This is a genomic window from Lentzea rhizosphaerae (genome assembly GCF_042649515.1).
Taxonomy (GTDB): Bacteria; Actinomycetota; Actinomycetes; order Mycobacteriales; family Pseudonocardiaceae; genus Lentzea; species Lentzea aerocolonigenes.
In genome coordinates this window covers 1-25,856 of the sequence record NZ_JBHRZI010000019.1, presented here as the reverse complement: position 1 = coordinate 25,856, position 25,856 = coordinate 1, and the positions used below count along the sequence as shown (strand labels likewise).

General features: G+C 69.5%; 23 protein-coding genes and 1 pseudogene. 6 read left to right on the top strand and 18 right to left on the bottom strand.

The features are described from left to right. Positions 1–69 precede the first annotated feature (69 nt). The 3 genes from ACFOWZ_RS24120 to ACFOWZ_RS24110 are packed head-to-tail and all read left to right on the top strand — an operon-like array spanning position 70 to position 3,027. Positions 70–1,050 carry a Bug family tripartite tricarboxylate transporter substrate binding protein gene (locus ACFOWZ_RS24120; protein ID WP_382376098.1) on the top strand — a complete coding sequence of 327 codons (981 nt, stop codon included), beginning with the start codon at positions 70–72 and terminating at the stop codon, positions 1,048–1,050. Beyond that, positions 1,047–1,538 (top strand): tripartite tricarboxylate transporter TctB family protein, encoded by a 492-nt coding sequence (locus ACFOWZ_RS24115; protein WP_382376096.1) that lies wholly within the window; start codon positions 1,047–1,049, stop codon positions 1,536–1,538. Before ACFOWZ_RS24120 ends, ACFOWZ_RS24115 begins: the two co-directional genes overlap by 4 nt. Beyond that, positions 1,531–3,027 carry a tripartite tricarboxylate transporter permease gene (locus tag ACFOWZ_RS24110; RefSeq protein WP_030466645.1) on the top strand — a complete coding sequence of 499 codons (1,497 nt, stop codon included), beginning with the start codon at positions 1,531–1,533 and terminating at the stop codon, positions 3,025–3,027. Before ACFOWZ_RS24115 ends, ACFOWZ_RS24110 begins: the two co-directional genes overlap by 8 nt. On the opposite strand, the gene ACFOWZ_RS24105 is transcribed toward ACFOWZ_RS24110, so the two are convergent. Then, positions 3,024–3,614 (bottom strand): TetR/AcrR family transcriptional regulator, encoded by a 591-nt coding sequence (locus ACFOWZ_RS24105; protein WP_382376093.1) that lies wholly within the window; start codon positions 3,612–3,614, stop codon positions 3,024–3,026. The genes ACFOWZ_RS24110 and ACFOWZ_RS24105 overlap by 4 nt on opposite strands. Positions 3,615–3,623: 9 nt before the next feature. Further along, positions 3,624–4,415 carry an SDR family NAD(P)-dependent oxidoreductase gene (locus tag ACFOWZ_RS24100; protein WP_382376091.1) on the bottom strand — a complete coding sequence of 264 codons (792 nt, stop codon included), beginning with the start codon at positions 4,413–4,415 and terminating at the stop codon, positions 3,624–3,626. 110 nt (positions 4,416–4,525) lie between these two features. Between ACFOWZ_RS24100 and ACFOWZ_RS24095 the strand changes: the two genes are divergently transcribed. Beyond that, the gene (locus tag ACFOWZ_RS24095; protein ID WP_382376089.1) at positions 4,526–7,510 is read left to right on the top strand and encodes a BTAD domain-containing putative transcriptional regulator; all 2,985 of its coding nucleotides are present in this window, start codon (positions 4,526–4,528) and stop codon (positions 7,508–7,510) included. On the opposite strand, the gene ACFOWZ_RS24090 is transcribed toward ACFOWZ_RS24095, so the two are convergent. Together ACFOWZ_RS24090 and ACFOWZ_RS24085 are read right to left on the bottom strand one after the other, a co-directional pair. Beyond that, positions 7,482–8,225, bottom strand: a complete 744-nt coding sequence (locus tag ACFOWZ_RS24090; RefSeq protein WP_382376087.1) for a hypothetical protein — start codon at positions 8,223–8,225, stop codon at positions 7,482–7,484. The two genes, ACFOWZ_RS24095 and ACFOWZ_RS24090, sit on opposite strands and share 29 nt — an antisense overlap. Positions 8,226–8,305: 80 nt before the next feature. After that, positions 8,306–9,109, bottom strand: a complete 804-nt coding sequence (locus tag ACFOWZ_RS24085; protein WP_382376085.1) for a calcium-binding protein — start codon at positions 9,107–9,109, stop codon at positions 8,306–8,308. A gap of 147 nt (positions 9,110–9,256) precedes the next feature. On the opposite strand from ACFOWZ_RS24085, the gene ACFOWZ_RS24080 reads away from it, so the two are divergent. Beyond that, complete coding sequence (locus ACFOWZ_RS24080) at positions 9,257–9,613, top strand: helix-turn-helix domain-containing protein (RefSeq protein ID WP_030466651.1); 357 nt, start codon at positions 9,257–9,259, stop codon at positions 9,611–9,613. A 302-nt stretch (positions 9,614–9,915) separates the two neighbouring features. Here the strand turns inward: ACFOWZ_RS24080 and ACFOWZ_RS24075 are convergent, their stop codons facing one another. The 6 genes and pseudogenes from ACFOWZ_RS24075 to ACFOWZ_RS24050 form a co-directional block, all read right to left on the bottom strand. Further along, entirely contained in the window at positions 9,916–10,506 is a 591-nt protein-coding gene (locus ACFOWZ_RS24075; protein ID WP_382376082.1) for a ClpP family protease, read from the bottom strand. Next, a complete protein-coding gene (locus tag ACFOWZ_RS24070; RefSeq protein WP_030466653.1) occupies positions 10,503–11,117 on the bottom strand; it encodes a ClpP family protease in 615 nt (204 codons plus the stop codon). The genes ACFOWZ_RS24075 and ACFOWZ_RS24070 overlap by 4 nt, the downstream gene beginning before the upstream one ends. Positions 11,118–11,173: 56 nt before the next feature. Beyond that, positions 11,174–11,656: pseudogene (locus tag ACFOWZ_RS24065) on the bottom strand (SMP-30/gluconolactonase/LRE family protein); the annotation flags it as partial. 230 nt (positions 11,657–11,886) lie between these two features. Then, complete coding sequence (locus tag ACFOWZ_RS24060; RefSeq protein ID WP_382376080.1) at positions 11,887–12,351, bottom strand: hypothetical protein; 465 nt, start codon at positions 12,349–12,351, stop codon at positions 11,887–11,889. Next, positions 12,299–12,619 (bottom strand): hypothetical protein, encoded by a 321-nt coding sequence (locus ACFOWZ_RS24055; protein ID WP_382376078.1) that lies wholly within the window; start codon positions 12,617–12,619, stop codon positions 12,299–12,301. Before ACFOWZ_RS24055 ends, ACFOWZ_RS24060 begins: the two co-directional genes overlap by 53 nt. 54 nt (positions 12,620–12,673) lie before the next feature. Then, positions 12,674–13,501: a cellulose-binding domain-containing protein gene (locus ACFOWZ_RS24050; protein WP_382376076.1), complete on the bottom strand. Its 828-nt coding sequence runs from the start codon at positions 13,499–13,501 to the stop codon at positions 12,674–12,676. Between the two features lie 206 nt (positions 13,502–13,707). Between ACFOWZ_RS24050 and ACFOWZ_RS24045 the strand changes: the two genes are divergently transcribed. Further along, positions 13,708–14,490 carry a GntR family transcriptional regulator gene (locus tag ACFOWZ_RS24045; RefSeq protein WP_382376074.1) on the top strand — a complete coding sequence of 261 codons (783 nt, stop codon included), beginning with the start codon at positions 13,708–13,710 and terminating at the stop codon, positions 14,488–14,490. Here the strand turns inward: ACFOWZ_RS24045 and ACFOWZ_RS24040 are convergent. From ACFOWZ_RS24040 to ACFOWZ_RS24005, 8 genes are all read right to left on the bottom strand, one after another. Further along, positions 14,454–15,752: a hypothetical protein gene (locus ACFOWZ_RS24040; RefSeq protein WP_382376072.1), complete on the bottom strand. Its 1,299-nt coding sequence runs from the start codon at positions 15,750–15,752 to the stop codon at positions 14,454–14,456. The genes ACFOWZ_RS24045 and ACFOWZ_RS24040 overlap by 37 nt on opposite strands. Beyond that, positions 15,749–16,132 (bottom strand): PTS sugar transporter subunit IIA, encoded by a 384-nt coding sequence (locus ACFOWZ_RS24035; RefSeq protein ID WP_382376070.1) that lies wholly within the window; start codon positions 16,130–16,132, stop codon positions 15,749–15,751. Before ACFOWZ_RS24035 ends, ACFOWZ_RS24040 begins: the two co-directional genes overlap by 4 nt. 9 nt (positions 16,133–16,141) lie before the next feature. After that, positions 16,142–17,749, bottom strand: coding sequence for a PTS system mannose/fructose/sorbose family transporter subunit IID (locus ACFOWZ_RS24030; protein ID WP_382376069.1), 1,608 nt, complete (start codon positions 17,747–17,749; stop codon positions 16,142–16,144). A 6-nt stretch (positions 17,750–17,755) separates the two neighbouring features. Beyond that, positions 17,756–18,232: a PTS system mannose/fructose/N-acetylgalactosamine-transporter subunit IIB gene (locus ACFOWZ_RS24025; RefSeq protein ID WP_382376068.1), complete on the bottom strand. Its 477-nt coding sequence runs from the start codon at positions 18,230–18,232 to the stop codon at positions 17,756–17,758. A 143-nt stretch (positions 18,233–18,375) separates the two neighbouring features. Further along, the gene (locus ACFOWZ_RS24020) at positions 18,376–20,313 is read right to left on the bottom strand and encodes a tachylectin-related carbohydrate-binding protein (protein ID WP_382376067.1); all 1,938 of its coding nucleotides are present in this window, start codon (positions 20,311–20,313) and stop codon (positions 18,376–18,378) included. 1 nt (position 20,314) lies between these two features. Further along, positions 20,315–22,240 carry a hypothetical protein gene (locus ACFOWZ_RS24015; protein WP_382376065.1) on the bottom strand — a complete coding sequence of 642 codons (1,926 nt, stop codon included), beginning with the start codon at positions 22,238–22,240 and terminating at the stop codon, positions 20,315–20,317. Continuing rightward, positions 22,237–24,177 carry a tachylectin-related carbohydrate-binding protein gene (locus tag ACFOWZ_RS24010; protein WP_382376063.1) on the bottom strand — a complete coding sequence of 647 codons (1,941 nt, stop codon included), beginning with the start codon at positions 24,175–24,177 and terminating at the stop codon, positions 22,237–22,239. Before ACFOWZ_RS24010 ends, ACFOWZ_RS24015 begins: the two co-directional genes overlap by 4 nt. Positions 24,178–24,285: 108 nt before the next feature. Then, a complete protein-coding gene (locus ACFOWZ_RS24005) occupies positions 24,286–25,605 on the bottom strand; it encodes a LamG domain-containing protein (protein ID WP_382376061.1) in 1,320 nt (439 codons plus the stop codon). Positions 25,606–25,856 lie beyond the last annotated feature (251 nt).

Sequence of the window (25,856 nt, the reverse complement as noted above, 5' to 3'; positions counted from 1 at the left end):
CCCTTACGAGCCCGTCGGCAGTTACCTAGCGTCCCCGCCCAACGTTCGCAACGAAGCGAGGAGTGCTCGATGGGTACGGGCTGGAGACGAGCGGTGGCGGTCACCGCTGTCGGACTGGTGCTCGCCGGATGTGGGCAGGGCGCGAAGAGCGCGGGCGGCGGTGACTCCATCGCGAAGCTGGAGATCATGGCTCCGGCCGACCCCGGCGGCGGCTGGGACCAGACCGCGCGGTCGATGCAGTCGGCGGTGAGCGGGGCCAAGCTCGCGAACTTCGTCCAGGTCAGCAACGTCGGCGGCGCGGGCGGCACGGTCGGGCTGCAGAAGCTCGCCAACGAGAAGTCGACCTCGTTCCTGATGATCACCGGCCTGGTCATGGTCGGGGCCGTGGAGACCAACGCGTCCGCGGCGCGGCTGGAGGAAACGACACCGATCGCACGGCTCACCGCCGAGGACGAGGTGCTCGTGGTCCCGGCGGACTCGCCCTTCAAGACGACCGACGACCTGTTGGCGGCCATCGCCGAGAAGGGCAAGGGCGTCTCGATCACCGGCGGTTCGGCCGGCGGCACCGACCACATCCTCGCCGGCATGCTCCTCAAGGCGAAGGACATCTCGCCGGACAAGCTCAACTACGTGCCCTACTCCGGTGGCGGCGAGTCGCTGGCCGCGTTGCTGGGCAAGAAGGTCGACGCCGGCATCTCCGGTGTGGGCGAGTACCGCGAGCAGATCAAGGCGGGCAAGCTGCGCGCGCTCGGCACGTCCGGCCCCAACCAGGACGCGACGCTGAAGGTGCCGACGTTCAAGGAGCAGAACCTGGGCGTCGAGCTCATCAACTGGCGCGGGGTCGTGGCGCCGGGCGGGATCGCGCCCGAGGCCAAGGACCGGCTGACCAAGCTCGTGACGGACATGCACGCGAGCCAGCAGTGGAAGGACGAGCTCAGCAAGAAGGGCTGGACGGACACGTTCCTGACCGGCAGCGAGTTCTCCACGTTCCTCAACAAGGAGATCGGCCGCATCCGCCCCGCGCTGCAGAACATCGGGCTCGTGAAGTGATCTCTGAGAAGGTCGAGGAGTACGCGTTCGGCGGTCTGGTCGCGGCGATCGGGGCGTTCACCCTGATCGACGCGACCACGATCGTCGCGCGCGACGACAACGCCGTCGGCCCGCGCGCCTTTCCTTACGCCGTCGGGATCCTGCTCGTCGTAACGGGCGTGGCGGCGATCATCGCGGTGGCGCGCGGGAAGCTCGGCGAGGCCGAGGAGGCTGAGGACGTCGACTCGGAGGTCCGCACCGACTGGGTCACCGTCGGCAAGCTCGTCGCGTTCCTCGTCGCGCACCTGGCCCTGATCGACCTCGTCGGCTGGCCGGTCGCGGCGGCGCTGCTGTTCTTCGGCGCCGCCTGGACGTTGGGCGCGGTCTGGTGGCGCGCGCTGCCGATCGCGGTGGTGCTGGCACTGGTCGTGCAGGTGGTGTTCGCGTCCGGTCTCGGACTGTCGCTGCCCGCCGGGATTCTCGAAGGGGTGCCGTTCCTCGATGGATAGCATCACCGCTCTGCTGGAGGGTTTCGCCACCGCCGCGCAGCCCGCCTACCTGCTCTACGCGTTGCTGGGCGTCACGCTCGGCACCGCCGTCGGCGTGCTGCCGGGCATCGGACCGGCGATGACGGTGGCGTTGCTGCTGCCGTTGACGTACTCGCTGGACCCGACGGCCGCGCTGATCATCTTCGCGGGCATCTACTACGGCGGCATGTACGGCGGCTCGACGACGTCGATCCTGCTCAACACACCCGGTGAGTCCGCGTCCATCGTGACTGCCTTAGAGGGCAACAAGATGGCGAAGGCCGGACGTGGTGCGGCGGCGCTCGCGACGGCGGCGATCGGGTCGTTCGTGGCGGGCACGATCGCCACGGTGCTGCTGACGTTGCTGGCACCGAGCATCGCGGACATCGCCGTGCAGCTCGGTCCCGCCGACTACGTGGCACTGATGGTGGTGGCGTTCACGACCGTGGCCGCTCTGCTCGGATCCTCACCGTTGCGCGGGCTGGCGTCGTTGGGTCTCGGCCTGTTCATCGGCCTGGTCGGCACCGACACGTTGTCCGGTCAGCAGCGCTTCACCCTCGGGGTGACGACGCTGGCCGACGGGATCGACGTGGTCGTGGTGGCGGTCGGGGTGTTCGCGGTCGGTGAGGCGCTGTACGTGGCGTCGCGGCTGCGGCACGGGCCGATCGAGGTGATTCCCGTCGGTGGCAAGTGGTTCACGCGGGACTTCTGGGCCCGTTCGTGGAAGCCCTGGCTGCGCGGCACGTTCATCGGCTTCCCGATCGGCACCGTGCCGGCCGGTGGTGCGGACGTGTCGACGTTCCTGTCGTACGCGGCCGAGAAGAAGCTCTCGAAACGGCCGGAGGAGTTCGGCCGCGGTGCCATCGAGGGCGTGGCGGGTCCGGAGGCGGCCAACAACGCCGCCGCGGCAGGCGTTCTCGTGCCGCTGCTGACGCTGGGCCTGCCCACGACCGCGACGGCCGCCGTGATCGTGGCGGCGTTCCAGAGCTACGGCATCCAGCCGGGACCGTTGCTGTTCACCAACAACTCGGCGATGGTGTGGGCGCTGATCGCGTCGCTGTACATCGGCAACCTGATGCTGCTCGTGCTGAACCTGCCGCTGGTGAAGATCTGGGTGAAGGTGCTGCAGATCCCGCGGCCGTACCTGTACGCGGGCATCCTGCTGTTCGCGGCGCTGGGCACCTACGCGGTGAACTTCGTCGTGGACGACCTGATCGTGCTGCTGGTGATCGGTGTCGTCGGGTTCTTCATGCGGCGGCACGGTTATCCGGTCGCACCGCTCGTGGTCGGGTTGATCCTCGGGCCCATGGCGGAGGAACAGGTGCGCCGCACCCTGCAGATCAGCGAGGGCTCGCTCAGCGCGTTGGTCACGAGTCCGTTCGCGGCGGTCGCGTACAGCATTCTCGTGGTGCTGCTGGTGACGGCGGTCGTGCTCCGGTTGCGCCGCAAGAAGACCGAAGTGACGGTCTAACCGCGCACGGCGGCAAGCGCTTGTTCGTACAGCTCGCACGGATCAGCCTTGCCGCCGTGGCGGACCCACAGCTCCGACGCCGCGTCGATGCACGCGAACGTCGTGGCGATGACGCCCATCGCGCGCGGATCCGGGATCTCACCGGACTCGATGCCCATCCGCTGCTCGACCACGGGCACGAGCGCCCGTTGCCACTTCAGCCGCTTCTCGCTGTACCTGGCGCGCAGCGACGGGTTGTCGAAGATCAGCGTGGAGATCTCGAGCAGCCGTTCCGGCGTGTGGTCCGACGCGGTGAGGATCGCGACGAACCCGGCCTTCAGAGCGTCCCAAGTGGACACATCAGCGGGTTCGGCCGCGACGGTGGACACCAGGAGCGCACCCAGGGCGTCCTGCTCGCCGCAGACGAGATCTTCCTTGGTGCCGAAGTACCGGAACAACGAGCGTTGCGACACCCCCGCCCGCGTGGCGACCTGCGCCATCGTCGTCGCCTCGTAGCCCTGTTCGGCGAACAACGTCAGCGCCGTGTCGACGATCTCGGCCACCACGGCCTGACGCGACCGGTCCCACAGCGTCGCCGGCTTCTCCATGACCCCACTCTATCGGCGCTGCGCCATTCGCCCGACCACCCTGGCGTTCAGCGCGCGGGAGGCCAGGTGCCGCGAGGCGAACGCCAGCGTCCGGTTCATCCTGCCCGGGATGACGGTGGGAGGCGTGACCCGGCGGTCCAGTGCGCGCAACGCCGTCGCGACGACCTCGCCGGCGGTCTGCATCGGCAGCCTTCCCGCCATCTCCTCGCTGCCCGCGACCTCGAAGAACTCCGTGCGCGTCGCGCCGGGTGAGAGTGCCATGACGCGCAGACCCGTGCCACGCGACTCGACCCACAGGCCCTCGGTGAAGCTCACCACGAACGCCTTCGTCGCGCCGTAGACCGACATCCACGGGCTCGCCTGGTAGGCGGCCACGCTCGCCACGTTGACGAGGAAGCCGTCACCGTTGGCGCGCAACGACTCGATGAACGCCCTGCTGATCTCGACCACGGCGTTGACGTCGACCGCGACCTCCTGCCGCAACCGTTCGGGCTCCTCCTCGTGGAACGGGCCGTAGTTCCCGAACCCGGCGTTGTTGATGACGCTGGTGACGCCGAAGCCCGCGACCTCCCGCGCCAGCCGCTCACCGATGCCCGGTTGCGCGAGATCCGCGGCCACGACGTGCACGGTCACGCCGTGCGCCTCCCGCAGCGCTTCCGCCAGCTCTTCCAGCCGGTCCTTGCGGCGCGCGACCAGCACGAGGCTCGATCCGCGTGCCGCGAGCTGCCTGGCGAACTCCGCACCGATGCCCGCGCTCGCCCCGGTGACCAGCACCGTTTGCTTCCCGAAGTCGATTCCCATGCTGCCACCGTACGCCAGGCTGGCAGTCACTGCCAACCTGTCGTTATCTGCCCGAATACGTCTGTAACGTTGCCTGAGGTGCGACGATCTTGGGGCGTGGGAGGACAACGGTGATCCGGCGGCCCCGGTTGGAAGGGCTGCTCTGCACGACGAGGCTCACGACGCTGGTCGCACCAGCCGGTTACGGCAAAACGACGCTGCTGACCCAGGCGCACACCGACCGTCAGGTCGTGTGGCACACCTGCCAGGAAGGCCATCGGCTGGTGCAGCCGATGGCGTCCGCGCTGGCAGCCGGGTGGACCAGCGTTCCCGCCGTGTCCGGAGAGGACGAAGCCGGGCGGGCGCACGCCGTCGCGGGACTGCTGGCCGACGCGTGGCCGGAGGACGTGTTGATCGTGCTCGACGACATCCACGTGCTGAGACCGGAAGATCCGGCCTCGGTGTTGCTGGAGGCGCTCTGCCTCCAGCTGCCGCCGAGCGCTCGGATGGTGTTGTCCGGACGCACACCGCCACCGTTCTCGTTGCGGCGTCTGAAGATCGACGGCGAGCTGACCGAGATCACCGCGGCCCAGCTCGCGTTCACCCACGAGGAGACAGCCGCAGTCGCCGGCCACGACGTGCACCACGTCACCGGCGGCTGGCCGATCGCGGTGCGGCTGGTCGCGGAGACGGGCACCGTGGAGGAGCTCGGCGACCTGGTCGAGGAAGTCGTTGGCAGGGAACCGGAACAGACGCGGGAACTGCTCAGGACGGCTGCCGCGTTCGACCGGTTCACGACCGACCTGCTGATCTCGTTGGGGCACACCGAAGCCGCGGTGGTTCTGCCGGAGCTCGCCCGGCGCGGGTTGTTCGTCGAGCACGTGCGCGCCGAGCCGGGGTGGTTCGCGCTCGTGCCGCTCGCGCGGGAGTTCCTGGAGCCGGCGGTGGACGTGCACGCGGACGCAGCGCGCTGGTTCGCGTCACGCGGTGAGTACGTGCGTGCGGTGGATTCCCTTGCCGCACTGGAGGATTGGCCCGGTGTGACGGCGTTGCTCGGCGACGTGCTGCGGACGGCGGGCGCGGACGCCGTGCTGACCGCGACCCGGCGCGTACCGGAAGACCTGCGCACGGCCGAGGTGTGGCAGCTCGAAGGCGTCGCGCACCAGTTGCGCGGCGAGTGGCGGCAGGCGGCCGACAGGTTCACCCGTGCCACCGAGGACGGGTTGACCGCGGAACTCGCGTGGCGCATGGCGTGGATCCAGCACCTGCGCGGCGGGCCGCAGGACGCGTTGAAGATGTGCGACGGCTACGTTCCCGACGGCTCGGACCCGACCGCGGAGTCGATGGTCCTGAGCACGGCCGCGAGCGCGCACTGGGCGCTGGGTGATCTGGAAGCCGCGTCGGCCAAGGCTTTGACGGCGCTGGAGACGGCGACCGGTGACGCCGCGATCGGAACCGCGCACACCGTGCTCGCGATGGTCGCCGCGGCACGAGGAAAACGTGACGAGCTGACAGAGCACTACGACATCGCGCTGGACCACGCGCAGAAGGCCGGCGACGTGCTCGGCGTCATCCGCATCCGCTCGAACCGCGCGTCGCACCACGTCGAGGCGGGTGAGCACCGGGCGGCGTTGCAGGAGATCGAGGAGATGCTGCCGCTCGCGGACGTCACGGGGTTCGCGACCTACCGGGCCATCGGGCTGCACAACCGCGGCGAGGCGTTGCTCGGGCTCGGCAGGCTGGACGAGGCGGCTGCCGACTTCCACGCCGCACAACAGGTGTTCGACCAGGCGGGCAGCTGGCTCGCGGCCGCACCGTTGGTGTACCTGGGCGAGGTGCACCGGTTGCGTGGCGACCGCGCGCTGGCAGGGTTCGCTCTGCAGGAGGCGTTGCGGCTCGCGTCGGCCAAGAACACCGTGCCACACCTGGTGCTGGCGCACGTCGGGCTGGCCGAGCTGTTCGCCTGCGACGACCCCGATCTGGCACGCGAGCACGCCCGCAAAGCGTTGGAGCTGGGCGAAAGCGTGGCGGCGCTGCTGGTGCTGGCACGGCTCGACGCGGCCAAGGACCTGTGCCAGGAGGCGGCGGAGGTCGCGACGAGGCGGGGTGACCGGGCGGGGTTCGCACGGGCGTTGCAGCTGCGCGGAGCCCTGGAGAACGACTCGGTGCTGCTCGACCAGGCGCTGGCGCTGTGGCGCGAGATCGGTGACCCGCTCGGCGAGGTGCGCGTGCGCACGGCGCAGGCGGCGCTGGTCGGTGGTGCGGCGGGAGAACAGCTGGCCGGTGAGGCACGGCAGCAGGCCGCGGATCTCGGTGCGCGGGTGCTCGCCGAGGCCGCCGCGGCCGTTGCCGAGACGTGCAGGAAAGCGAGCAGGCCGGCGTTGTTCATCCAGACACTGGGCGGGTTCCGGGTGCTGCGCGACGGCGAACCGCTGCCGCCCGCCGCGTGGCAGTCGCGCAAGGCGAGGGACCTGGTGAAGATCCTCATCGCGCGGCGCGGACGGCCGATCACCCGTGAGGGACTGGGAAACCTGTTGTGGCCGGACGAGGAACCGGAGAAGGTCGCGAACCGGCTGGCGGTGGCGTTGTCCACGGCGCGGAGCGTGCTGCGGGCGGGCGCGGGAATCGTGGCGGAGGGTGACGCGATCCGGCTCGACCCGGACGTGCTGCCCGTCGACGTGGTCGCGTTCCTCGCCGACGCACGCGCCGGACTCGCTGCGGCGCAACGGAACTCGTCCGAGGCGCAGTCGCTGCTGGCGGCCGCCGAGTCCGCGTACCACGGCGACTTCCTGGAGGAGGACCCGTACGAGGACTGGGCGGCGCGGTTGCGCGAGGAAGCCCGGTTGATCTACCTGCAGGTGGTGGCGGTGCTCGCCGCACGGGCCGAGTCCGGTGGGGAGTACGCGCTGGCCAGCAGGTATTGCCTGCGCGTACTGGAACGCGACCCGTACGACGAGCCGGCGCACCTGATGCTGGTGCGCGTCCTCGCCGCCGCAGGGAGCCACGGCGAAGCTCGGAGGTGCTACCAGACCTACGTCACCCGGATGCGGGAGATCGAGGTCGATCCGCGGCCGTTCCCAGGAGTTTTCATCGGGAGCACACGACGTAGGGCGTGATCGACCAGCGGATGGCCTGGCCCTGCGCGTCCGTCCCCTCACCGGAGACGACCGCGCCGGGGCCGGCCGGGACGACGTCGTCGATGATCGCGCCCGCGACCGCACCGCCGGCGCTGACGACCTGCTCGTCGTCCTGACAGGCAACGGACTTCGAGGCCGTCCTGGTCATCACGACGGTGGGGGTACCGCCGCGCAGGACGAGTCCCGGCCGCGTCCCGCAGATCACGTGCGCCGTGACGTCGGTGTTGCCGGACGTCTCGATCACGCCGCCCTTGAGGTTGTTCTTGGGCGCCATCTTGGTGAAGTGCCCGCCGCCGGTCTCTCCCCCGACGCCGAGCGCCTTCTGGTTGCCGGGACAGGCAACCTCGGCGTTCTTGGTGCTGCTCTTGGACACCAGCGTGAACTCGCCGGGCGCGCAGGTGGCCCGCGCGGTCACCGTCCACGACTGCACGGTCCCCGCACCGTGCTCGACCGCGGTGACCTCGACGCTCGTGAGGTCGTCACTCGGCCGCACCCGCGTGATCGTCGTCCGCTCGCCGGTCACCGAACCGCCGGTGCCCACGACCTTCGTGCCGTCCGGGCAGGCGACCTCGACGGTCTTGCCGCTCGACGTCGCCGAGCTGGTCTCGTGCGCCACCACGACCTCGGTCGCGGCGTGCGCGACGGCAGGACTGGTCAAGCCCAGCACGAGCAACGCCGTGCTCATCACCTTCACGTCCATCCCCCTTCGGGTCCGCGGGCCCTCTCAGCCCGCGGACCCGAAGGATGCCGCGCTCGCTTAAAGCGGTCTTAAGGTCAGGGGCAGCTGACGAGCGTGTCGCCGGCCTCGGCGTCGAGGCAGGTGTCCACGCCGAGGCCGCCGTTGAGGGTGTCGTTGCCGGCGAGGCCCCAGATGAGGTCGTTGGCGCCGAGCGCGAGGATGCTGTTGGCCGCCGCGCTGCCGACCAGGTGGTCGACGTAGTTGGTGCCGGTCAGGTTCTCGACGTCGCTCGCGACGTAGTCCTTCAGCGCCAACGTGTCGTAGCCGTCGTCCGTGCCCGAGCCGATGGTGACCGAGACGCCCGAGTTCGGGTGCAGCGCGCTGCCGTTGTTGTAGTCGACGCGGTCCGCACCGGCCCCGCCGTAGACGTTCACGCCACCGCGCTTGGGCCGCAACGTGTCGACGCCGTCACCACCGCTGATCGTGCCCCTGGCACGGGTCTCGATGACGTCGTTGCCCTCCTCGCCGTACACGTAGGCCGGCATCGCGTCGCCGTTCGTGTTGTCGTAGTTGATCGCGATGCGGTCGTTGAGGTCACCGGCGTTGACCCGGACCGACGTGATCAGCTTCGTGGCGCCGGTCTCGTAGGTGCAGTACACGGTCGTGCCGCTGAGCGAACAGCCGGCGCCGACGGCCAGCAGGTCACCGGAGTCGGTGATGCTGAGCCGGTGGTTCGCGGTGTCCAGCGCGACCACGACGTTGTTCGTCTTGCCGGCCTCGGCCTCGATGACGAGCTGGTGGTTGTTCACGTACACCGTCGTGTGCGGCGCGGCGTGCGCGACGGCGGGCATGGCGATCGCGGCGAGCGTGGCGGCGCCCAGACCGATGAGCATTCTCATTGCGGTGTCTCCCCTTGGTGGTCGTTGCCGTGCGGGGAACAGCCTGCTCAGAGCTCTTTCGGTCACCTTCGGGTGGTTTTAGGGCCGTCTTTCTGCTGACAGCAGAACCCCCGTTTGCTCCGGTCTCGCTGCTGTCACCATGACGACATGGCGGAGATCCTGGACTTCAAGCGCACTCCCGAACCGTTGTGGCGTGAGGCCCTGGGCCGGAAGCTGCGCGAGACCAGAGAGGACCGGGGCGACCGCCTGGTCGACGTGGCCGAACGGGCAGGCATCTCGGTGCAGTACCTGTCCGAGATCGAACGCGGCCGCAAGGAGCCGTCGAGCGAGATGATCGCCGCGGTCGCGGGCGCGCTGGAGATCGACCTGGCCGACCTGCTCATCGGTGTCGCCGGCCAGGTCCGCCACCTCCGCGTACAGCAGGTCAGCCACTTCCACACCTCACGTCCGACCGGCCGTCCGTCGGGGCCGGTGGCGATGGGTGCGGTGTTGATGGTGGCCTAGGCTTTGCTAAGCCCTGGCCGGAAATCCTGTCCGCACCGTCGCTGCCCCGGTTTTGGCGCGAAAAGCACGTTCGGGCCGCTAGATCGCCCGAACGTCACGTTCGCTCCCCAGGCCCGTTTGGCGCGAACGTGACATTGGGGCCGATAGATGGCCAGAACGTGCTTTTCGCGCCAAAACAGGAGCAGTAGCGGACGGACTCTTGGCAGCCCACCGGTCACCGGGCGTCCGCCACCAAACCCGCTGGCTTCCTCACAGCCACGCCGTGCCCAAGCCCGCCCACCCCCAGGCTGGGCGGGCCGCACCTACGCCCGCTGGTCCAATACCTGGTCCGCGAGCCCGTACTCAACGGCACCCGGCGCGTCGAACACGCGGTCCCGGTCGGTGTCGTGGCGCAGTTCGTCCACGCTCCGACCGGTGTGCCGGGCCAGGATGTTCTCCAGCTGCGTGCGCACCCGCACCACTTCGTCCGCCGCCAGGATGAGGTCGGGGATCGTGCCACGCCCCTGCGCCGCCGGCTGGTGCAGCACGACCCGCGAGTGGGGCAGAACGGACCGGCGTCCTTCCGCTCCCGCCGCGAGCAGCACGGCGCCCGCCGCGACGGCCTGGCCGACACACGTCGTGGCCACCGGCGCCTTGATGTAGCGCATGGTGTCGTACAGCGCGAGCATCGCGGACGGGTCGCCGCCCTCGCAGTTGATGTAGAGGTTGATCTCCAGGTCCGGGTTGTCGGCCTCCAGGTGGAACAGCTGCGCGATCAACGCGTTGGCCACGCCCGAGTCGATTCCGGTGCCGAGGTAGACGATCCGCTCGGACAGCAGGTGCGAGTAGACGTCCATGACCCGCTCGCCGCGTGCGTCGCGCGTGATGACGTTGGGAATCGTGTAGCTGCTCATGCGACGGCCCCCGAGTGAAGTCCCAGCTTGTGCATGCGGACGGGCACGACCTGCCCGAGGTCGCTGACGACGTGGTCGATGAACCCGTACTCACGCGCCTGTGCCGTGGTGAACCACCTGTCGTGCAGCGAGTCGGTGAAGATCCGGTCGAACGGCTGCCCGGTGTCCTCGGCGATGAGCCCGAGCACGGTGTCCCTGGTGTGCCGCAGGTCGTCCGCCTGCACCTCCACCTCCACCGCGGAGCCACCGATGCCCGCACTCCCCTGGTGCATCAGGATCCGCGCGTGCGGCAACGCGAACCGCTTGCCCTTGGTGCCCGCCGAGAGCAGGAACTGCCCCGCGCTGCACGCCAGCCCGAGCGCCAGCGTCGCCACGTCGCACGGCACGAGTCGCATGACGTCGCGAATGGCGAGCATCGCGGGCACCGAACCACCCGGCGAGTGGATCCACAACGCGATGTCCTGCCGCGGATCCTCGCTCGCCAGCGACAGCATCTGGGTCGCCAGCACCGTGCCGTTGTCGTCGTCGAGCGCGCCGTCGAGAATCAGCACCCGCTGACCGAAGAACCGTTCTCGCAGCCCTGGGCTGAAGAGCTTCTCGTTGTTCGTCATGGCACCGACGATGCCGGTCGGCGCGGAGGGTGCGCGCTTTCTCTGCTGTGGGCAGATCAGCTGTCAGCAGGCACGTACTCGTTCGCCGGGCGGCCGGGAACGTCGACGTCGACCGCGAACAACGCGCCGTCGTACAACGTTGGGCGGCGCAGCCCGTGCTTGGCCGTGGTGATGAAGAGGCGGTTCAGGTTCGGGCCGCCCAGGCAGACGCTCGTGGGCTGACGCGCCGACAGCCGCACCTCCTGGCCCAGGCGGCCGTCCGGGCGGTAGCGGCGCACGACTGAGGCGCCCCAGAAGGCGATGCACACGTTGCCCGCCACGTCGGTGGTCATGCCTTCCGGGGTGTGGTGCGGGGTGTGCAGGAAGGCGCGGCTGGGGCCTGGTTCGCCGTCGGGGTCCAGGTCGAAGCGGTGAACGACGCCTCGGGCGCTGTCGGCGAGGTACATGTGTTTGCCGTCGTGGGTGAACGCTGGGCCGTTCGGGGTCGTCAGTCCTTTGAGGACTGGTGAGGGTGCGTCGAGGCGGTGCAGGGCGCCGCGATGCGCCTTCGCTGTCGCGGATCGGGGCGACCGCGCCCACCGGGACCGGGAGGTGGGCGATTTCCTGGAACGGGGCGGGGACGTCGCCGGGCGTTTCCAGCACGCGTCCGGCCAGGAGGTCGACCGCGACCAGCCTGCCGTTGATCCAGCGGGCGCCTTCGCCGAGTTCGAGTTGCTCGAAGTCCCACTGCGTCAGCGTCATGCCCGTCCTTCCACGAAGGCGGTGATGGTCAGGCGCCAGCGCACGGTTCCGACGCAGGCACGATCGCGACCGGGCGGGTGGGGTCGTCGCGGTCGAAAGTGCGGCCCAGCAAGGGTTCCACGCCGATGCTGCGGTACGGGCCGGCTTCCGGCCAGCCCCGCAGGTTGCGCCACAGGGCGATCGAGACGGGCTGATCGGTGCACTCCACGCGCAGGTCGAGCTGATGATCTCCATCCACCACGCGGATCTGGCCGTGCTCGACAATCGCGCCGACAGCCGTGCCGTCGTCGGGGCCGAGATCGGCGAGCCCCGCGGGCCACTCGTCGTGCACCGGCGCCGGATCGGTGATCAGCACCGGAGTGCCGGCGGGAACCACCAGACGAGCGGAAACACCTACGTCGAGCAACGCGTGCGCCGCCCACACGAACCGGTAGCCCGGCTCAGCGGTCAGTTCGTAGTCCGCTACGACGGCGCCGTTCTGCGAGCCGATCACCCGGCGGAGCGTGAAGTCCGGACAGTCCACCGGTCTCGTGCCACGGCCGGCTCCAGGCGTCGCCGTGGTCGGGCGTGCCGCGGACGGTCGGGATGCACTCCTCCAGGCCACCCGCGTCGACGAACGGGTCACCCGGCGCCACCGCGGAACGAGCGGGGTCGGCGCGGTGCCACAGCCACTCGCGGTGGGCCGTGCGCAGCGTTGTCCAGCGACCACCGAGGTCGCGATCGACTTCGGCGTGCAGCGGGACAGCCATGATGACCTGCACGTTCCACCTTCAGCAAGATCAATCAGTTAATTACTAATTTATCTTGCCGCACCTTCAGCCCTTCGCACAGACCGTTCCGTTGAGCGTGAACGACGCAGGAGCCGCGTTCCGGTCGCGCAACGACCCGAGAAACCCGATCTCGACCTCACCGCCGGGCGCGATCGTCGCCGTGTAGAACACGTTGGTCGCACTGACGGCCGCACCTCGCTGCGACGACGTCGCGTTCCACATGTTCGTCACGGTCTGCCCGTCGGCGAACGACCACCGCAACGTCCACCCGTTGATCGCGGCAGGACCGGTGTTCCTGATCCTGATGCCACCCTGGAAGCCGCCCGGCCACTGTCCACTGACCCGATACGTGACGGCGCACGGCGGCACGGGCGCAGGCGGAGACGAAGGCGGCGGAGGCGGCGGCGGAGCCACAGCCGAAGGCGTGGTGGTCACGACAGGCTTCGTCGGCTGCACGCGTTTCGGAGGCGGCGTCGTCGTCGTGACGTCCAAGCCCTCACAAGGACTTCCCCACAGGCCGCGGTTCTCGCGCGCCGCGGCGACTTCCGCATCGGCGAACGCGCCGGCCGCGCCCTGCGCCCGCAGCACGCCCTCCCGCACGGCGAGCAACGCGTAGTCCGTGCCGTCCTCGAGCCACAGGTTCACCTCGCCGGGGATGAGGGACGAGACCCGGACGGGCCGTCCCAGCAAGGTCTTCCTCGCGAACGCGACCGCCGCGGCGGCCCAGCACTCCGCGGGTGCGGCGAGCAGCGAGATCCGGACGCGGTCGCCACCGTCGAGCTCGACCGTGCGGGCGTCGATCACCTCGCGAACGATCACCGGCATCTGCCGCGCGTCGGTGACCAGGGTGGGCGTGGGCACGACAGAGCGCACAGGAGGAGCCGGACTCTCCACAGTGCACGCACACGTGAGGAGAACCATGAGAAATGACAAGGACTTCCGCAGCACCAGAAGCTCCCGAAGCGGTCGTTGAAACTTTGACGAAGGTAGCGCCCCAACGGCGTTGCTCAATCCGCCGTTCGGCCTTGATCAACTAGGCATACGGAGCCGTCGACTGGCCGCGACCATTTCACCGATCAGTGAGGCATAATGGCAAAGTGCCACGGCCCAAACACGTCCCCGCGGACGATCTGAATCTGCCCGACGCGCTGGCGCCGGACCGCCCCAAGGGCGACCAGCTCAGGGAAATTCTGGAGACCATCGCGACCGACGCCGGGCCCGGCAGGCTGATTCCGTCGGAACGATTTCTGGCCGAGCACTACCAAATCTCCAGAAGCACGGTCCGGCTGGTGATCAACCGGTTGGTGGCGGACGGGCAACTGTACCGCCAGCACGGCAACGCCACCTTCACGGCGGAGCGTCCGCCCAGGCAGATCGACATGCTGACCTCGTTCACCGAGGACATCAAGGCACGCGGCGCAGTACCTGGAACAAAGGTTTTGCTGGCACTCGTGGAATCCGCGGGCGCACAGATCGCAGGCCGCCTGAACATTCCTCCGGGTGCGCCGATTTTCCGCCTGGAACGACTCCGTCTGGTCGATGACGAGCCATTCGCTCTGGAACGCACGAACCTTTCACTCGACCACTTCCCCGGAATCGACGAACTCGACTGGGCCGCGATGTCGCTGCACAAGACGCTCGAAGAGCGGTTCGGCGTCGTTCCGGAGTGGAATGACACGGCCATCAGCGCCGAATTGCCGCAGCCACCGGACGCCGCACTGCTGCAGATCGAGCCGACCCAGCCGTGCCTCGTGCTGAGCGGCACGCTGCACTCGGCGGACGGCCGGGTGATCGAGGCGGGACGTTCGCTCTACCGGGCCGACCGCTACACCGTGTTCACCACCGCGCGCCGCTCGCGGTGAGCGTGCAGCAGCTCCGCGCAGCGATCCACCACCACGTCGGCTGAACCCTGTTCCACCAGCGCGATGTAGGACTCGTAGAGCCCGTCGCGGTAGGCGTCGTGGTCCGGCAGGTAGCCGAAGTAGCCGTTGGTGTAGCCGATCACCCTGGTGTGCGCGAACGGGCTGGCCGCCCTGATCCGCAGTGCGATCGAGGAGAACAGCTCGAACGGCGTGTGCAGCCAGGCGACCTCGCCCAGCGACACGACGGTGACCGGTATCTCCGCCTCCCCGACCAGGCCTTCCGCGGCCAGCGTGGAGAGCATCAGCGCCCCCTCGTACCGGGTGCGCGCGACGCGGACGGCCGGGTCGTTCTCCCCGCCCGACAACACCTTCCGCCACCCGAGTTCCGCACCCTCGCGCAGCCGCCGGCACTCCGGGATCGAGGGCAACGCGCGGTAGGGCAGGCGCAACGTGGTCTGCGTCAGCCGGACCGGACCGTCAACCGCCCGTCCGGACGGCAGCAGGCGCGTGATCGACTCGGCGAGCAGGCCGCCGAGCGCGGTCACCTCGGCGTAGCCGCGGCCGCGCCGGACGAACCGCGAGCTGGCGTCACCCGCCGCGCCCTGCAGGAACGCGACGACCGGGGCGTGCGCGGCCAGCTCGCGGCGGGCGACCCCCGGCCAGTCCGCCGACCAGGCGAGGTTGTCGGGGCCCAGAACGGTCGGGTGGCTCGCGTAGTCGAAGAGCATGGCCGCCGCGCTGCCGTCGAGGTGGTGCAACGTCAGCACACCCACCGACCCGTCGTGCGGCCCGTCGTGCCGGTGCCGGTTCGCACCGATCCGCGCGGCCATCCCCTCGTTCCAGCGCGCGACCACCGGTGTCCGATGTGGACAGAGCTGTCGCGCCGCCTCCCGCACCTGGTCCACCAGGCGTCCGACCAGCTCGGGTTCCAGCTCGGCAGGCAGTCCGGGGTGGATCGACCCGGTCCACCCGTCCGGCCCGGAATGCGTGTGCGAGGCGCACACCAGCACGCGCTCGGCGGGCACACCCGTCTCCGCCGCGACCACGGCGGTCAGCGCGTCGGTGAGCGCGACGTCGGCCGCCAGCGCGTCGAGCGTCACCCAGACCACGCCCGGATCGTCGTCCGAGGACAACCAGACCAGCGTCGCCTCCAGGTCGTCGTGCACGCCGGTGGCGACGCCCTCCCTGGCCAGGTAACCGCCCATCGGGTGGCCCGGCCCCGGCGTGATCACCGTTCGCCCGGCCGCGAGCAGGAGCGTCATCGGGTCAGCACCGGTTCGGCCAGAACCCCGTCCCGTCCCGCCGACAGCGCGCGCTCGGCCAGTTCGTCCACGTCACCGTTGCGCACCAACACCTCCAGCACCATCGGCAGGTTGAGGCCGGTCACGATCCTCATCCCCTCCCGGCGCGCGGCAAGCAGCTTCGCCCGGTTGGCGGGCGTGCCACCGGGTAGATCCACCAGCACCAGCACGGCAGCACCGCGGGTCAGGGCCGCGAGCCGTTCGCCGTAGGAGTCCGGATCCTCGGCGGGGCCGAGCTCGCAGACGGCGAGCCGGGGCTGCGGGCCCAGCACGAGCTCGGCCGCGCCGGCGACTCCGGACGGCAACGCGCCGTGCCCGGCCAGAACGACGGGAATGGTCATCGGCGGTTCCTAACTCTTCGGCACGGCGGGTGCGAACCAGCCCAACCAGCCCAGCGTCACGCCCACGGCGACGACGATGCCGATGACCAGCACGGGCTTGAGCCTCGCCTTGGTCAGCAGCAGGTACGCCCCGGCGGTGACCAGCACGGGAAGCAGGTGGGGCAGCAGGTCGTCGAGCCGCTCCTGGATCGGCACGGTCTGCGTGACCTGCTGACCGTCGACGCTCGCGGTCTGCCGGTAGGTCAGCGTGGTGACGACCTTGACGCTCAACGGGATGAAGCCGCCGAGCACGACGAACCCGAGCACGGTCGCGCCCTGCGAGAGACGGTCCAGCGCACCGATGGCGAAGCGGGCGGCCAGCCTCTTGCCCTCGCGGTAGGCGAAGCGGAACTGCCAGCGGCGCACCAGCGCGTACGGGACCAGCACCATGACCATCGCGAACGCGGGCCCGAACCAGTTGCCCTGCAAGGCGAGCGACGCGCCGATGGTGAAGATGATGCTGTTGTACAGCGCGAAGACGAGCGTGTCACCGATCCCGGCGAGCGGCCCCATCAACGCGACCTTGGTGCCCTCGGCGGACTCGGGCGACCGCGCCTCCTCCAGCGCGATGGCCGACCCGAGGATCAACGGCCCGCCCACCAGCACCGAGGTGTTGAAGAACTGCATGTGCCGTTGCAGGCCCAGCACGTAGTCCTGCTTGTCCGGATAGAGCTTGCGCAGCACGGGTTCCATGGCGTACGCGAAACCGAGCCCTTGCATCCGCTCGTAGTTCCACGAGATCTGGCTCGACCAGAAGTACCGGCGGAACGACCTCCTGACGTCCTGCTCGGTCAGCCGCCTGTCCACTTCGGACACCTCTTCCGGCACGGGCGCCGGTGCCGGCCGATCAGCCCTGCCGACGACCAGGAACGCGATCGCGACGCCCAGCATCGCGATGCCCAGCACCGGGACGTCCACGTACGCGAACGCCACGAACCCGATGAGCAACAGGTACCAGTACCGCGACAGCTGCATCATCGACAGCAGCAACGCGAACCCCACCGCCGGCAACAGCGACCCGGCGAGCGTCATGCCGTTCACGAAACCCTGCGGAATCCCCTTGGTGAGGTTCTCGACGACACCGCTGGACGCGGTCAGCGCCGCGAGAAACGTGGGAACCGCGCGAACCCCGCACCACGGCACGAGACCGAGCCAGTGGATCCTGGCCAGACCACGCGCGTCCCCCGACGCGGCGTAGTGGTCAGCCCGGTGCACCAGGCCCGTCGTGATCATCTTGCCGACGGGGTCCAAGGCGGACAACAGGATCGCGGCGGGCAGGGCCACCGCGATCCCGACCGCCACCTGGGCGCTCAGTGGTCCGGCCGCACTCCCCGCGAGCGCGGTGCCGACGATGGCTCCGGTCTGGTAGTCCGGAATCGTCGCGCCGCCGTACTGGTAGACCCCCAATGCAACCAGTTCGAGCGTCGCGCCGATCGCCATGCCGAGCAACGGGTCACCGGTGATGAGACCGGCCACTGAGCCCGCCACGAGGGGACGTCCCGCGAAGAGCAGGAACGGCCCCAGAACGTCGTACGTGCAGATGATTGCCCACAGCGTCAAAGCCAGCGCGACGATCATCCGCGGCTACAGCCCTTTCCGCTCGAGCAGCGCGGTGAAGTCAGCCGCCTTGTCGCGCGGCATCATCTGCGCCACCACGGGAATCCCCGCCGCGGCGAGCCGGCGGTAACCTGCCGCGTCCTGCGGGGTCACCGCGATCGACCGGGTGACCATCGTGTAGCTCTCGCCGGGGCGGGGTGCGACGTTCCCGACGTTGACCACCCGTGGCCGCACCCCACCCTCGACGAGCCGGAACGCGTCTGCCGGATGCTTCGCGATGAGCATCACGTCCTCCCCCCAGACGCGTTCCACCACCTCGGCGACCGTGAGCACTTCGGTCGGCAGCCCCCTCGCCGCCTGCGGGAGCAACATCCGCTGCAGATCGTCACCGGCCACCTCGTCGTTGCAGACGACCAGTCGCCGCACTCCGAGACCCCCCGTCCACGCGACCGTCACCTGGCCGTGGATCAACCGGTTGTCGACGCGCAGATGTGCACCCGCCATGCCCACTCCCCCTGGTCAACCGAGCACGTTCGATACTGGTGTAAACCAGTATTGGCTGTCAATGGGAACCGCGGAAACCGGCCGGTCAACGACCCGCGGCCCGGCACCTCGCCGAGGTACCGGGCCGCGGGTCGTGCGACAGATCAGCCGATCTTGCCGCCGGTGAACTGCAGCGGCGCCGCCGGGTCAGGCGTCACCGACGCCGTCCACAGGTGGTGGGCGTTGCTGTCGTCCTGCACGGAGAGCGCGAGATCGCCCGCCCGCGTCAGCGCGAGGCCCGGCGTGAAGGTGAAGGTGTGCGGGTAGCCGTCCGGCGAGACCCGCGCCCACGGGTGGAACTCCCGTCCACCCGCAGCCTTCGAGGTCGTCACCAGCGGCTGGGAGCCGACGATCGCCGTCACGGCCACCGAGCCGTTCGGCAGCAGCTGAGCGTCGAGCGGAGTGCGGAAGGGCCCTTCCGTGAGCACACCTCCGACGAGCTCCCACGTGGTCTCGAATCCCGAGCGGTCAGCCTTCTCGCGCAGGAGCCCGATCTCGTTCTTCCCGTCGTGGACGAAGTGGCCGAAGGCGAGAATGCCGTCCTTGCCATCCCCTGCCAGTGCGACCCGGGCGGTCGCGTTGACCAGAGTGCCCTTGCGCACGGGAGTGGTGCCAGGGGTGTGCCGGTACCACTCCGTCGAACGCTCGGTGTTGAAGACGATCGTCGTCTCGTCACCTCGGCTGATCACCGACGGCGAAGTGATGTAGTTCTCGTGGGCGACACCGAACGGGCGCCACGCGACGAACTCGCCACTGGCCAACTGCTCGCGGACGAGTCCCGTGCCCCTTTGCGGATGTGCGTTGTTGTGGCCCAGGGCGTAGAGCGCGAGAGTGCCGTTGGACCTCTGCACCACCTCCGGCGTCGCCGCCAGCCTGCCCTTGAGGGACAACGGCGCCTGCCACTCACCGTTCCTCAGCGTGAAGAGCTTGGCGTCCCCCGTCTCGTACTCGGTGGCACCGACGACCGCGGTACCGGCCTCGTCGTCGTACACCGGGGCCGAGATACCACCGAACTGGCTGCCGACGACACGCTTGGTCCAGCCGGAGCCGGTCGAGCGGGTGTCCACGATCTCCCTGTTGCCGTTGACCCCGACCACGTGCGTGCCACCCGAGCCCGGCGTGATGGTCCTGGTCCAGTCGGCGCCGCTGCTCCAGCCACCCACCGGGGCGGGTTGCCTCAGGCCGTTGACCGCGCAGTCGTTCGTCGTGGCCGTGATGTCGATGTCGGTGCCCCAGCCGGAACCGACCACCGAGCCGGCGGAGGTCTGCCACTGGCCGTAGCTCTCGAACTCGTCGTACTTGTTCCACAGCAGCTGCCCCGTGTCCGGGCGCACCGCGTAGAAGGCGTCACCGCCCGCGGAGAACAGCTTGCTGTGACCTTGCCACCCTGCGGCGGACTGGTCGTGCACCATGAACCGCTCGGTGTCGCGGTGGTAGCGGAACCGGTGCAGGGCGCCGGAGCTGTCCCGTGCCTGCAGGCCACCGCTGCCGCTCGCGGCGATCAGGTCGAACCGGCTCCAGCCCACGTCGAGCACTCGTCCGCTGCCCGGCGCCCACCGGCGCGCGTCCTGCTCGTAGTGCCACCAGCGCAACTGGTCGCCTTCGAGCGTGTAGAACGAGCCGTCGACATCCACGGTGATCTTGCCGCGGTTCGCGGACTCGACGAACTTCTGCCAGCCCCAGCCGAACGTCTCGTACTGCCCACCGCCGGGGAACGTGTCCCAGCCGCTGCCGTTGTACCGGAGCCTGCGCAGCTCACCACCGGTGGTGATGTTGAACAGCCAGCCGTTCGGACCGGCGAAGGTCTTGCCGCCCCAGCCCCAGCCGACCTGCGTGGCGCCCGCCCAGTTGAACGACCCGTCGGCCGCCCCCGCGTGCTGGTAGCGCCACAGGTCGCCGTCGGCCTGCATGGTGAAGATGTTCGCGACCGGCTTGCAGGACAGGTACCCCGCAGTGGCCGTGCCGGCCCCGCTGACCATCGCGGTGACCGTCGTCGCGAGCGTCGCCGCGGCGAGACCCAGTGCCTTCAGCCTGTTCGTCACGTCAGGCCACCTGCCTTCCGGTGAACGACGGCGCAACCGCCGGGTCCTGCGGGACCCTTGCGTCGAAGAGGTAGTAGGAGTCGTTGCTGGTCACCGCGGTCACGAACAGGTCCCCGCCCGCGATCCGGATGCTGGTCGGCTCTGTGAACTCGGCGTTCAGGCCCTCGGCGCTGATCTGCTGCCACGGGTGGAACTCCGTGCTCGTGGCCGCGCCCTTCGACGTGGTCACGTAGACCTTGCCGCCGGCCGTCAGCGACACGGCGAGCGCCCCGTTCGGCAGCACCACCGCGTCGAGCTCCCTGCTCTCGGAGTCGGGAGCACCCGGCAGGTCCGGCAGGAACCTCACGGTGTCCTCGAAGTTGTCGCGACCGGCCTGCTCGTGGATCACGAAGGCACCCAGCCCGGCCCCCTCGCCCCAGCGGGGCCCCACGTCGACCAGCAGCATGCGGTCCTGCGCGTCCTTGACGAGCTTGGGCCTCGGGCCCACGGTGGACGGGAGCGGGCCCAGCCAGCGCACCACACCGTCGGACTGGGTGCGGAACTTCGCGCTCGTGCCGTCCGCGCTCCGCCCGACGACCGTCACCTGGTCACCTCGTCCGAGCACGCTCGGCGTCCCGGTGAACGATCCGGTGCCGAACCTCCTCCACGCCAGGAAGTCGCCGTTCGGCAGCTGCTCGCGGTAGTGGAGCTGCCCCTCGCCCGTCGCGTACACGACCAGCGTGCCGTCCGGGCGGCGGACCAGCGCCGGTGCCGCCTGCATCGCGCCCTTGAGCGACTGGAAGCCCTGCCACGAGCCGCCGTCCAACGTGTTCAGTTGAACGTCACCGGACTGGAGCTGGGTCGTGCCGAACGTCTCCGCTGGCCAGGTCCCCGTGCCGGGCACCACGTTCGACACGCCGCTGAAGCTGCCGCTGAACGGCTCGAAGACCCAGTAGCCCATTCCGCTGTCACGCAGGTCGGTGAGACGGTTGTCGGGCATGATCCGGACGAGGTGCTTGGCACCGTTGGGGTTCACGTGAGCGATGGGCATGGAGCCCTGGTCCTCGACCGAGGGGTTCCTGGGCACCCAGTAACCGGGCGCCGCGCAGTCCGACGTGGTCGCGGTGATGTCGACGTCGGTGCCCCAGTCGTGGCCGATCACCTGGCCCGGGGTGACCTTCCACCCGTTGTCCGAGGTCTCCGAGTAGCTGTTCCACCTCAGCTCTCCGACGTTGGGCTGCACCGTGTAGTAGATGTCGCCGCCAGGAGAGAACAGCTTGGTCGTCGCCTGCCAGGTGTAGTTGTGCTGCTTCTTGTAGAGGACGAAGCGCTCGCTCACGCGGTCATAGCGGAAGTGGTGCAGCACATAGCTGGCGTCGCTCGCCTTGAGGCCACCCTGACCGCTGGCGGCGATCATCCTGAACTGACTCCAGCCCGTGTCGAGCACGCGTCCGCTGCCCGGCGCCCACGTGCGCGCCTGGTGGTCGTAGAACCACCAGCGCAACTGGTCGCCCTCGAGCGTGTAGAACGAGCCGTCCGAGTCGACGGTGATCTTGCCGCGGTTCGCGGACTCGACGAACTTCTGCCAGCCCCAGCCGATGGTCTCGTACTGGCCACCGCCCGGCTGGGTGTCCCAGCCGTTTCCGTTGTACCGCAACCGGCGCAGCTCGCCGCCCGTGGTGATGTTGAACAGCCAGCCGTCCGGACCGGCGAACGTCTTGCCGCCCCAGCCCCAGCCGACCTGCTTGGCACCAGCCCAGCTGAACGACCCTCCGGTCGGGTCAGCGTGCTGGTACAGCCACAGGTCACCGTCCGCCTGCATGGTGAAGATGTTCGCGACGGGACCGCACGACGCGGCGGACGCGGTGCCCGTGCTCATCGCGGCCGTCGCGGTGATCGTCGTCGCGAGCGTCGCCGCGGCGACCCCCAGTGCCTTCAACCTCTTCATGCCACCTGCCTGCCCGTGAACGACAGCGCAGCTGCCGGATCTTGTGAAACGCTTGCCTCGTAGAGGAAGTAGGAGCCGCCGCTCGTGACCGCCGCCACGGACAGAGACCCGTTGACCATCCGCGTGCTGGTCGGTTCGGTGAACTCACCGTCGCCGCTCACCTGCTGCCACGGGTGGAACTCCGTGCTGCCGGCACCCTTCGACGTGGTCACGTAGACCTTGCCGCCGTTGCCCGTCAGCGACACGGCGAGCGCTCCGTTCGGCAGGTACACCGCGTCGACCTGCCTGCTCTCGGAGTCGGGCGCACCCGGCAGGTCCGGCAGGAACGTCCAGGTGCTCTCGAAGCCGCTGCGATCCACCTTCTCCTTGAGCACGAACACACCCAGGCCCGCACTCTCACCCGGCCGCCAACCGACGTCGACGATCATGATGCGGTCCTGCGCGTCCTTGACGAGCTTCGGCCGCGGACCGACGACGTACGGCGTCCTCTCCACCTCGACGGGCACGCGGTCGCCCACAGCGCGGAACACGGTGTTCCAGTTGCTGACCGTCCGCGCGACGATCGTCACCTCGTCGCCGCGGGTGATCACGCTCGGGGTCTCGACGACGAGCCCGGAGCTGAACCGCTTCCACGCCAGGAAGTCACCGTTCGGCAGCTGCTTGCGGTAGTAGAGCTGGCCTTCATACGGACCGCGGTCGCTCGCGTGATCGCCCATCGCGTAGACGACCAACGTACCGTCCTGGCGCCGGACCAGCGCCGGAGCCACCCTCATCGCGCCCTTCAGCGACTGGAAGCCCTGCCACTGTCCGTTGGCACCCAACGTGTTCAGCACGACGTCACCGGTCTGGAGCTGCGTGGCGCCGATCATCTCGGTGCCGGGGGCCTCGCCCGCCACCACGTTCGAGACGCCGGTGAACGTGCCGCCGAACGGCTGGGCGCTCCAGCCCTCGGTGCCGACCTCGTGCAGGTCGGTGAGCCCGTTGTCCGGCGTGACGCGGACGAGGTGCCTGGTGCCGCTCGGGTTCAGGTAGGAGATCGGCATGGCCCCCTGGTCCTGGACCACGGGGTTCCTCGGCGTCCAGTAGAGGCTTTCGTACTTGCAGTCCGACGTGGTCGCGGTGACGTCGACGTCGGTGCCCCAGCCGGTGCCGACGGTCGAGCCCGCGGACGTCTTCCACCCGTCGCTCCAGTACTCCGAGTAGGAGTTCCAGACGAGCCGGCCGTCGCCGAGCACGGTGTAGTAGACGTCACCGCCGGCCGACAGCAGCCTGGTGTGCGTGGTCCACGTCAGGTTGTGCTGCCACGTCTCGTAAAGCGCGAACCGCTCGCTCACCCGGTCGTAGCGGAAGTGGTGCAGCACGCCCCGGTCGTCGCGTCCCTTGATGCTGCCCTGGCCACTCGCGACGATCGCGTCGAACCTGCCCCAGCCGGTGTCGAGCACGCGTCCGCTGCCCGGTGCCCACGCCCGCTGCTGGTGGTCGAAGAACCACCAGCGCAGCTGGTCACCCTCGAGCGTGTAGATCGAGCCGTCCGAGTCGATCGTGATCTTGCTGCGGTCCTGGACGAACTTCTCCCAGCCCCAGCCGATCGTGTCGTACTGCCCACCGCCGGGGAACGTGTCCCAGCCGCTGCCGTTGTACCGGAGCCTGCGCAGCTCACCACCGGTGGTGATGTTGAACAGCCAGCCGTTCGGACCGGCGAAGGTCTTGCCGCCCCAGCCCCAGCCGACCTGCGTGGCACCCGCCCAGCTGAACGACCCGTCGCGCACACCCGAGTGCCGGTAGTGCCACAGGTCACCGTCCGCCTGCACGGTGAAGATGTTCGCCACCGGACCGCACAGCCCGGCGGACGCGGTGCCGGCGCCGGCGGTCAGCGCGGTGACCACGCTCGCCGTCAGCGCAGCACTCAGCGCGAGTGGTCTCAGCTTCTTCGTCACGGGAAGCCATTCCCCCAGGGTTGATCAACGTCAGTTCGCTACTGACACGCTGCAGGGGTGCCGGCGGTTGCCACCGTTTTCGCGGCAGACCGCCGGCACCCCCGGCGCTTAGGAAACCAGCACGCCCTGCGTCGTCACGAGGTCGTCGACGTTGCCGTTGAAGGACTCGCCCGTGCTACCGCGCCCGATCGACAGCACACCGGTGGAGTTCCAGCCGACCACGCAGGTGACAGTGCTCTTCTGCGTGCCGTCGACCGTCAACGTCAGCGTGTGCGCGCTCGCGTTGTAAGTGGCCACGAGGTGCGTCCACCTGCCCGCGACCGCGTCGGCCTTGGCCTGCCACCACCTGGACGGGTTCACCGCCGCGTCCGGCATCTCGGCGCTCCACCGCGAGCCGTCGTACTTCAGCGTGAACGGGTCCACTCCGGACGGCCCGCGCTGCGCGAGGACCGTGCGAGCGGTGCCGGTGTCGTCGAGCTTGGCCCACACGTCCACGGTGAACGACTGGTCGGTGTACAGCACGGGCTCACCCGTGCTCGCGGAGCCGGTGCCACCGAACACGAGACCGAACCCACGGCGACCCGTTCCGAACGTGGCGCCACCGCTCAAGGTGATGTCACGCGCGTACGGCGAGCTGTCGATCGTTCGCGACCCGTTCCCCTCGTTGAACAGCCACTCCCCGACCTTCGCCGCCTCGGCCGTCTTCCGCACCTCCTGCGGGTCGATCGCACGGTTCCACGCCCGCATCTCGGTCAGCTCACCGTGCCACGCCTCGGTGGCCGCGGAACCGCGCAGCGCCTTGCCGATCCACAGCTCGCCCTCGGCGCCAAACCCGTTGTCCACCACCGCGGTCTTCTTCTGCGCAACCCCGTCGACGTACAACCGCGCCTCACGGCTCGTGCCGTCGTACGTCCCGGTCAGGTGCGTCCAGACACCCGCGACGGCGGGAGCACCCGACTTCGCGGTCTTCTGCACGGCATCCGCGGCATCGCTCTCCGCCAACGCGAACGCCCACTTGTGCGAGGCCGCGTCATAACCGAGCCGGAACGCCGACTCCACGGTCCCCTGCTGGCTCACCACAGTGCGGCTCACGGTGTCGTCGGTGAGCCGAACCCAGGCGGACACGGAGAACCCCTGCCCGACGTCCAGCACCTTCGCCGTGGTCGCCCCGCCGGACGCCACCCCGTCGAACCCGACAGAGCCCCACCCGGCCACCGTGCGCCCGGCCCGCCAGGCATCCACACCGGTCAACGCCAAGTCATGACCGTTGCCGGTGCCGTCGAAGGCAGGATCGTCGTCGGAGAACCACTGCGCCACAGCAGGCGCCTCGTCCTGCGCCGAGGCCGGAACCGCCGCCCCGAGCACCAACGCCGCCACGACCGGCACCACCCGCAGCCCGAAGCCGCGCATCCCGAAAACCCGTCTCACGTCAAAGCCCCCAGATCCGTGCGCGCCCCCGACAACACGCGAAACGTCAAACCGGGCGAAAGCCTCACACACCACACCCGACCAGGCAACACCGAATCCACAGTGGATCGAAGCCGCAAGATCAAAGCGAAGAGGAGTCCTCGACCGAACCGACGGGTCGAGCGAAGGGCGGACGGGTCGAGCGAAGCGACGACCCGAAGCGGGGGTCCGGGGGCGCAGCCCGCCGGCTGGGGTGTGGGGGCTCGGCCCCC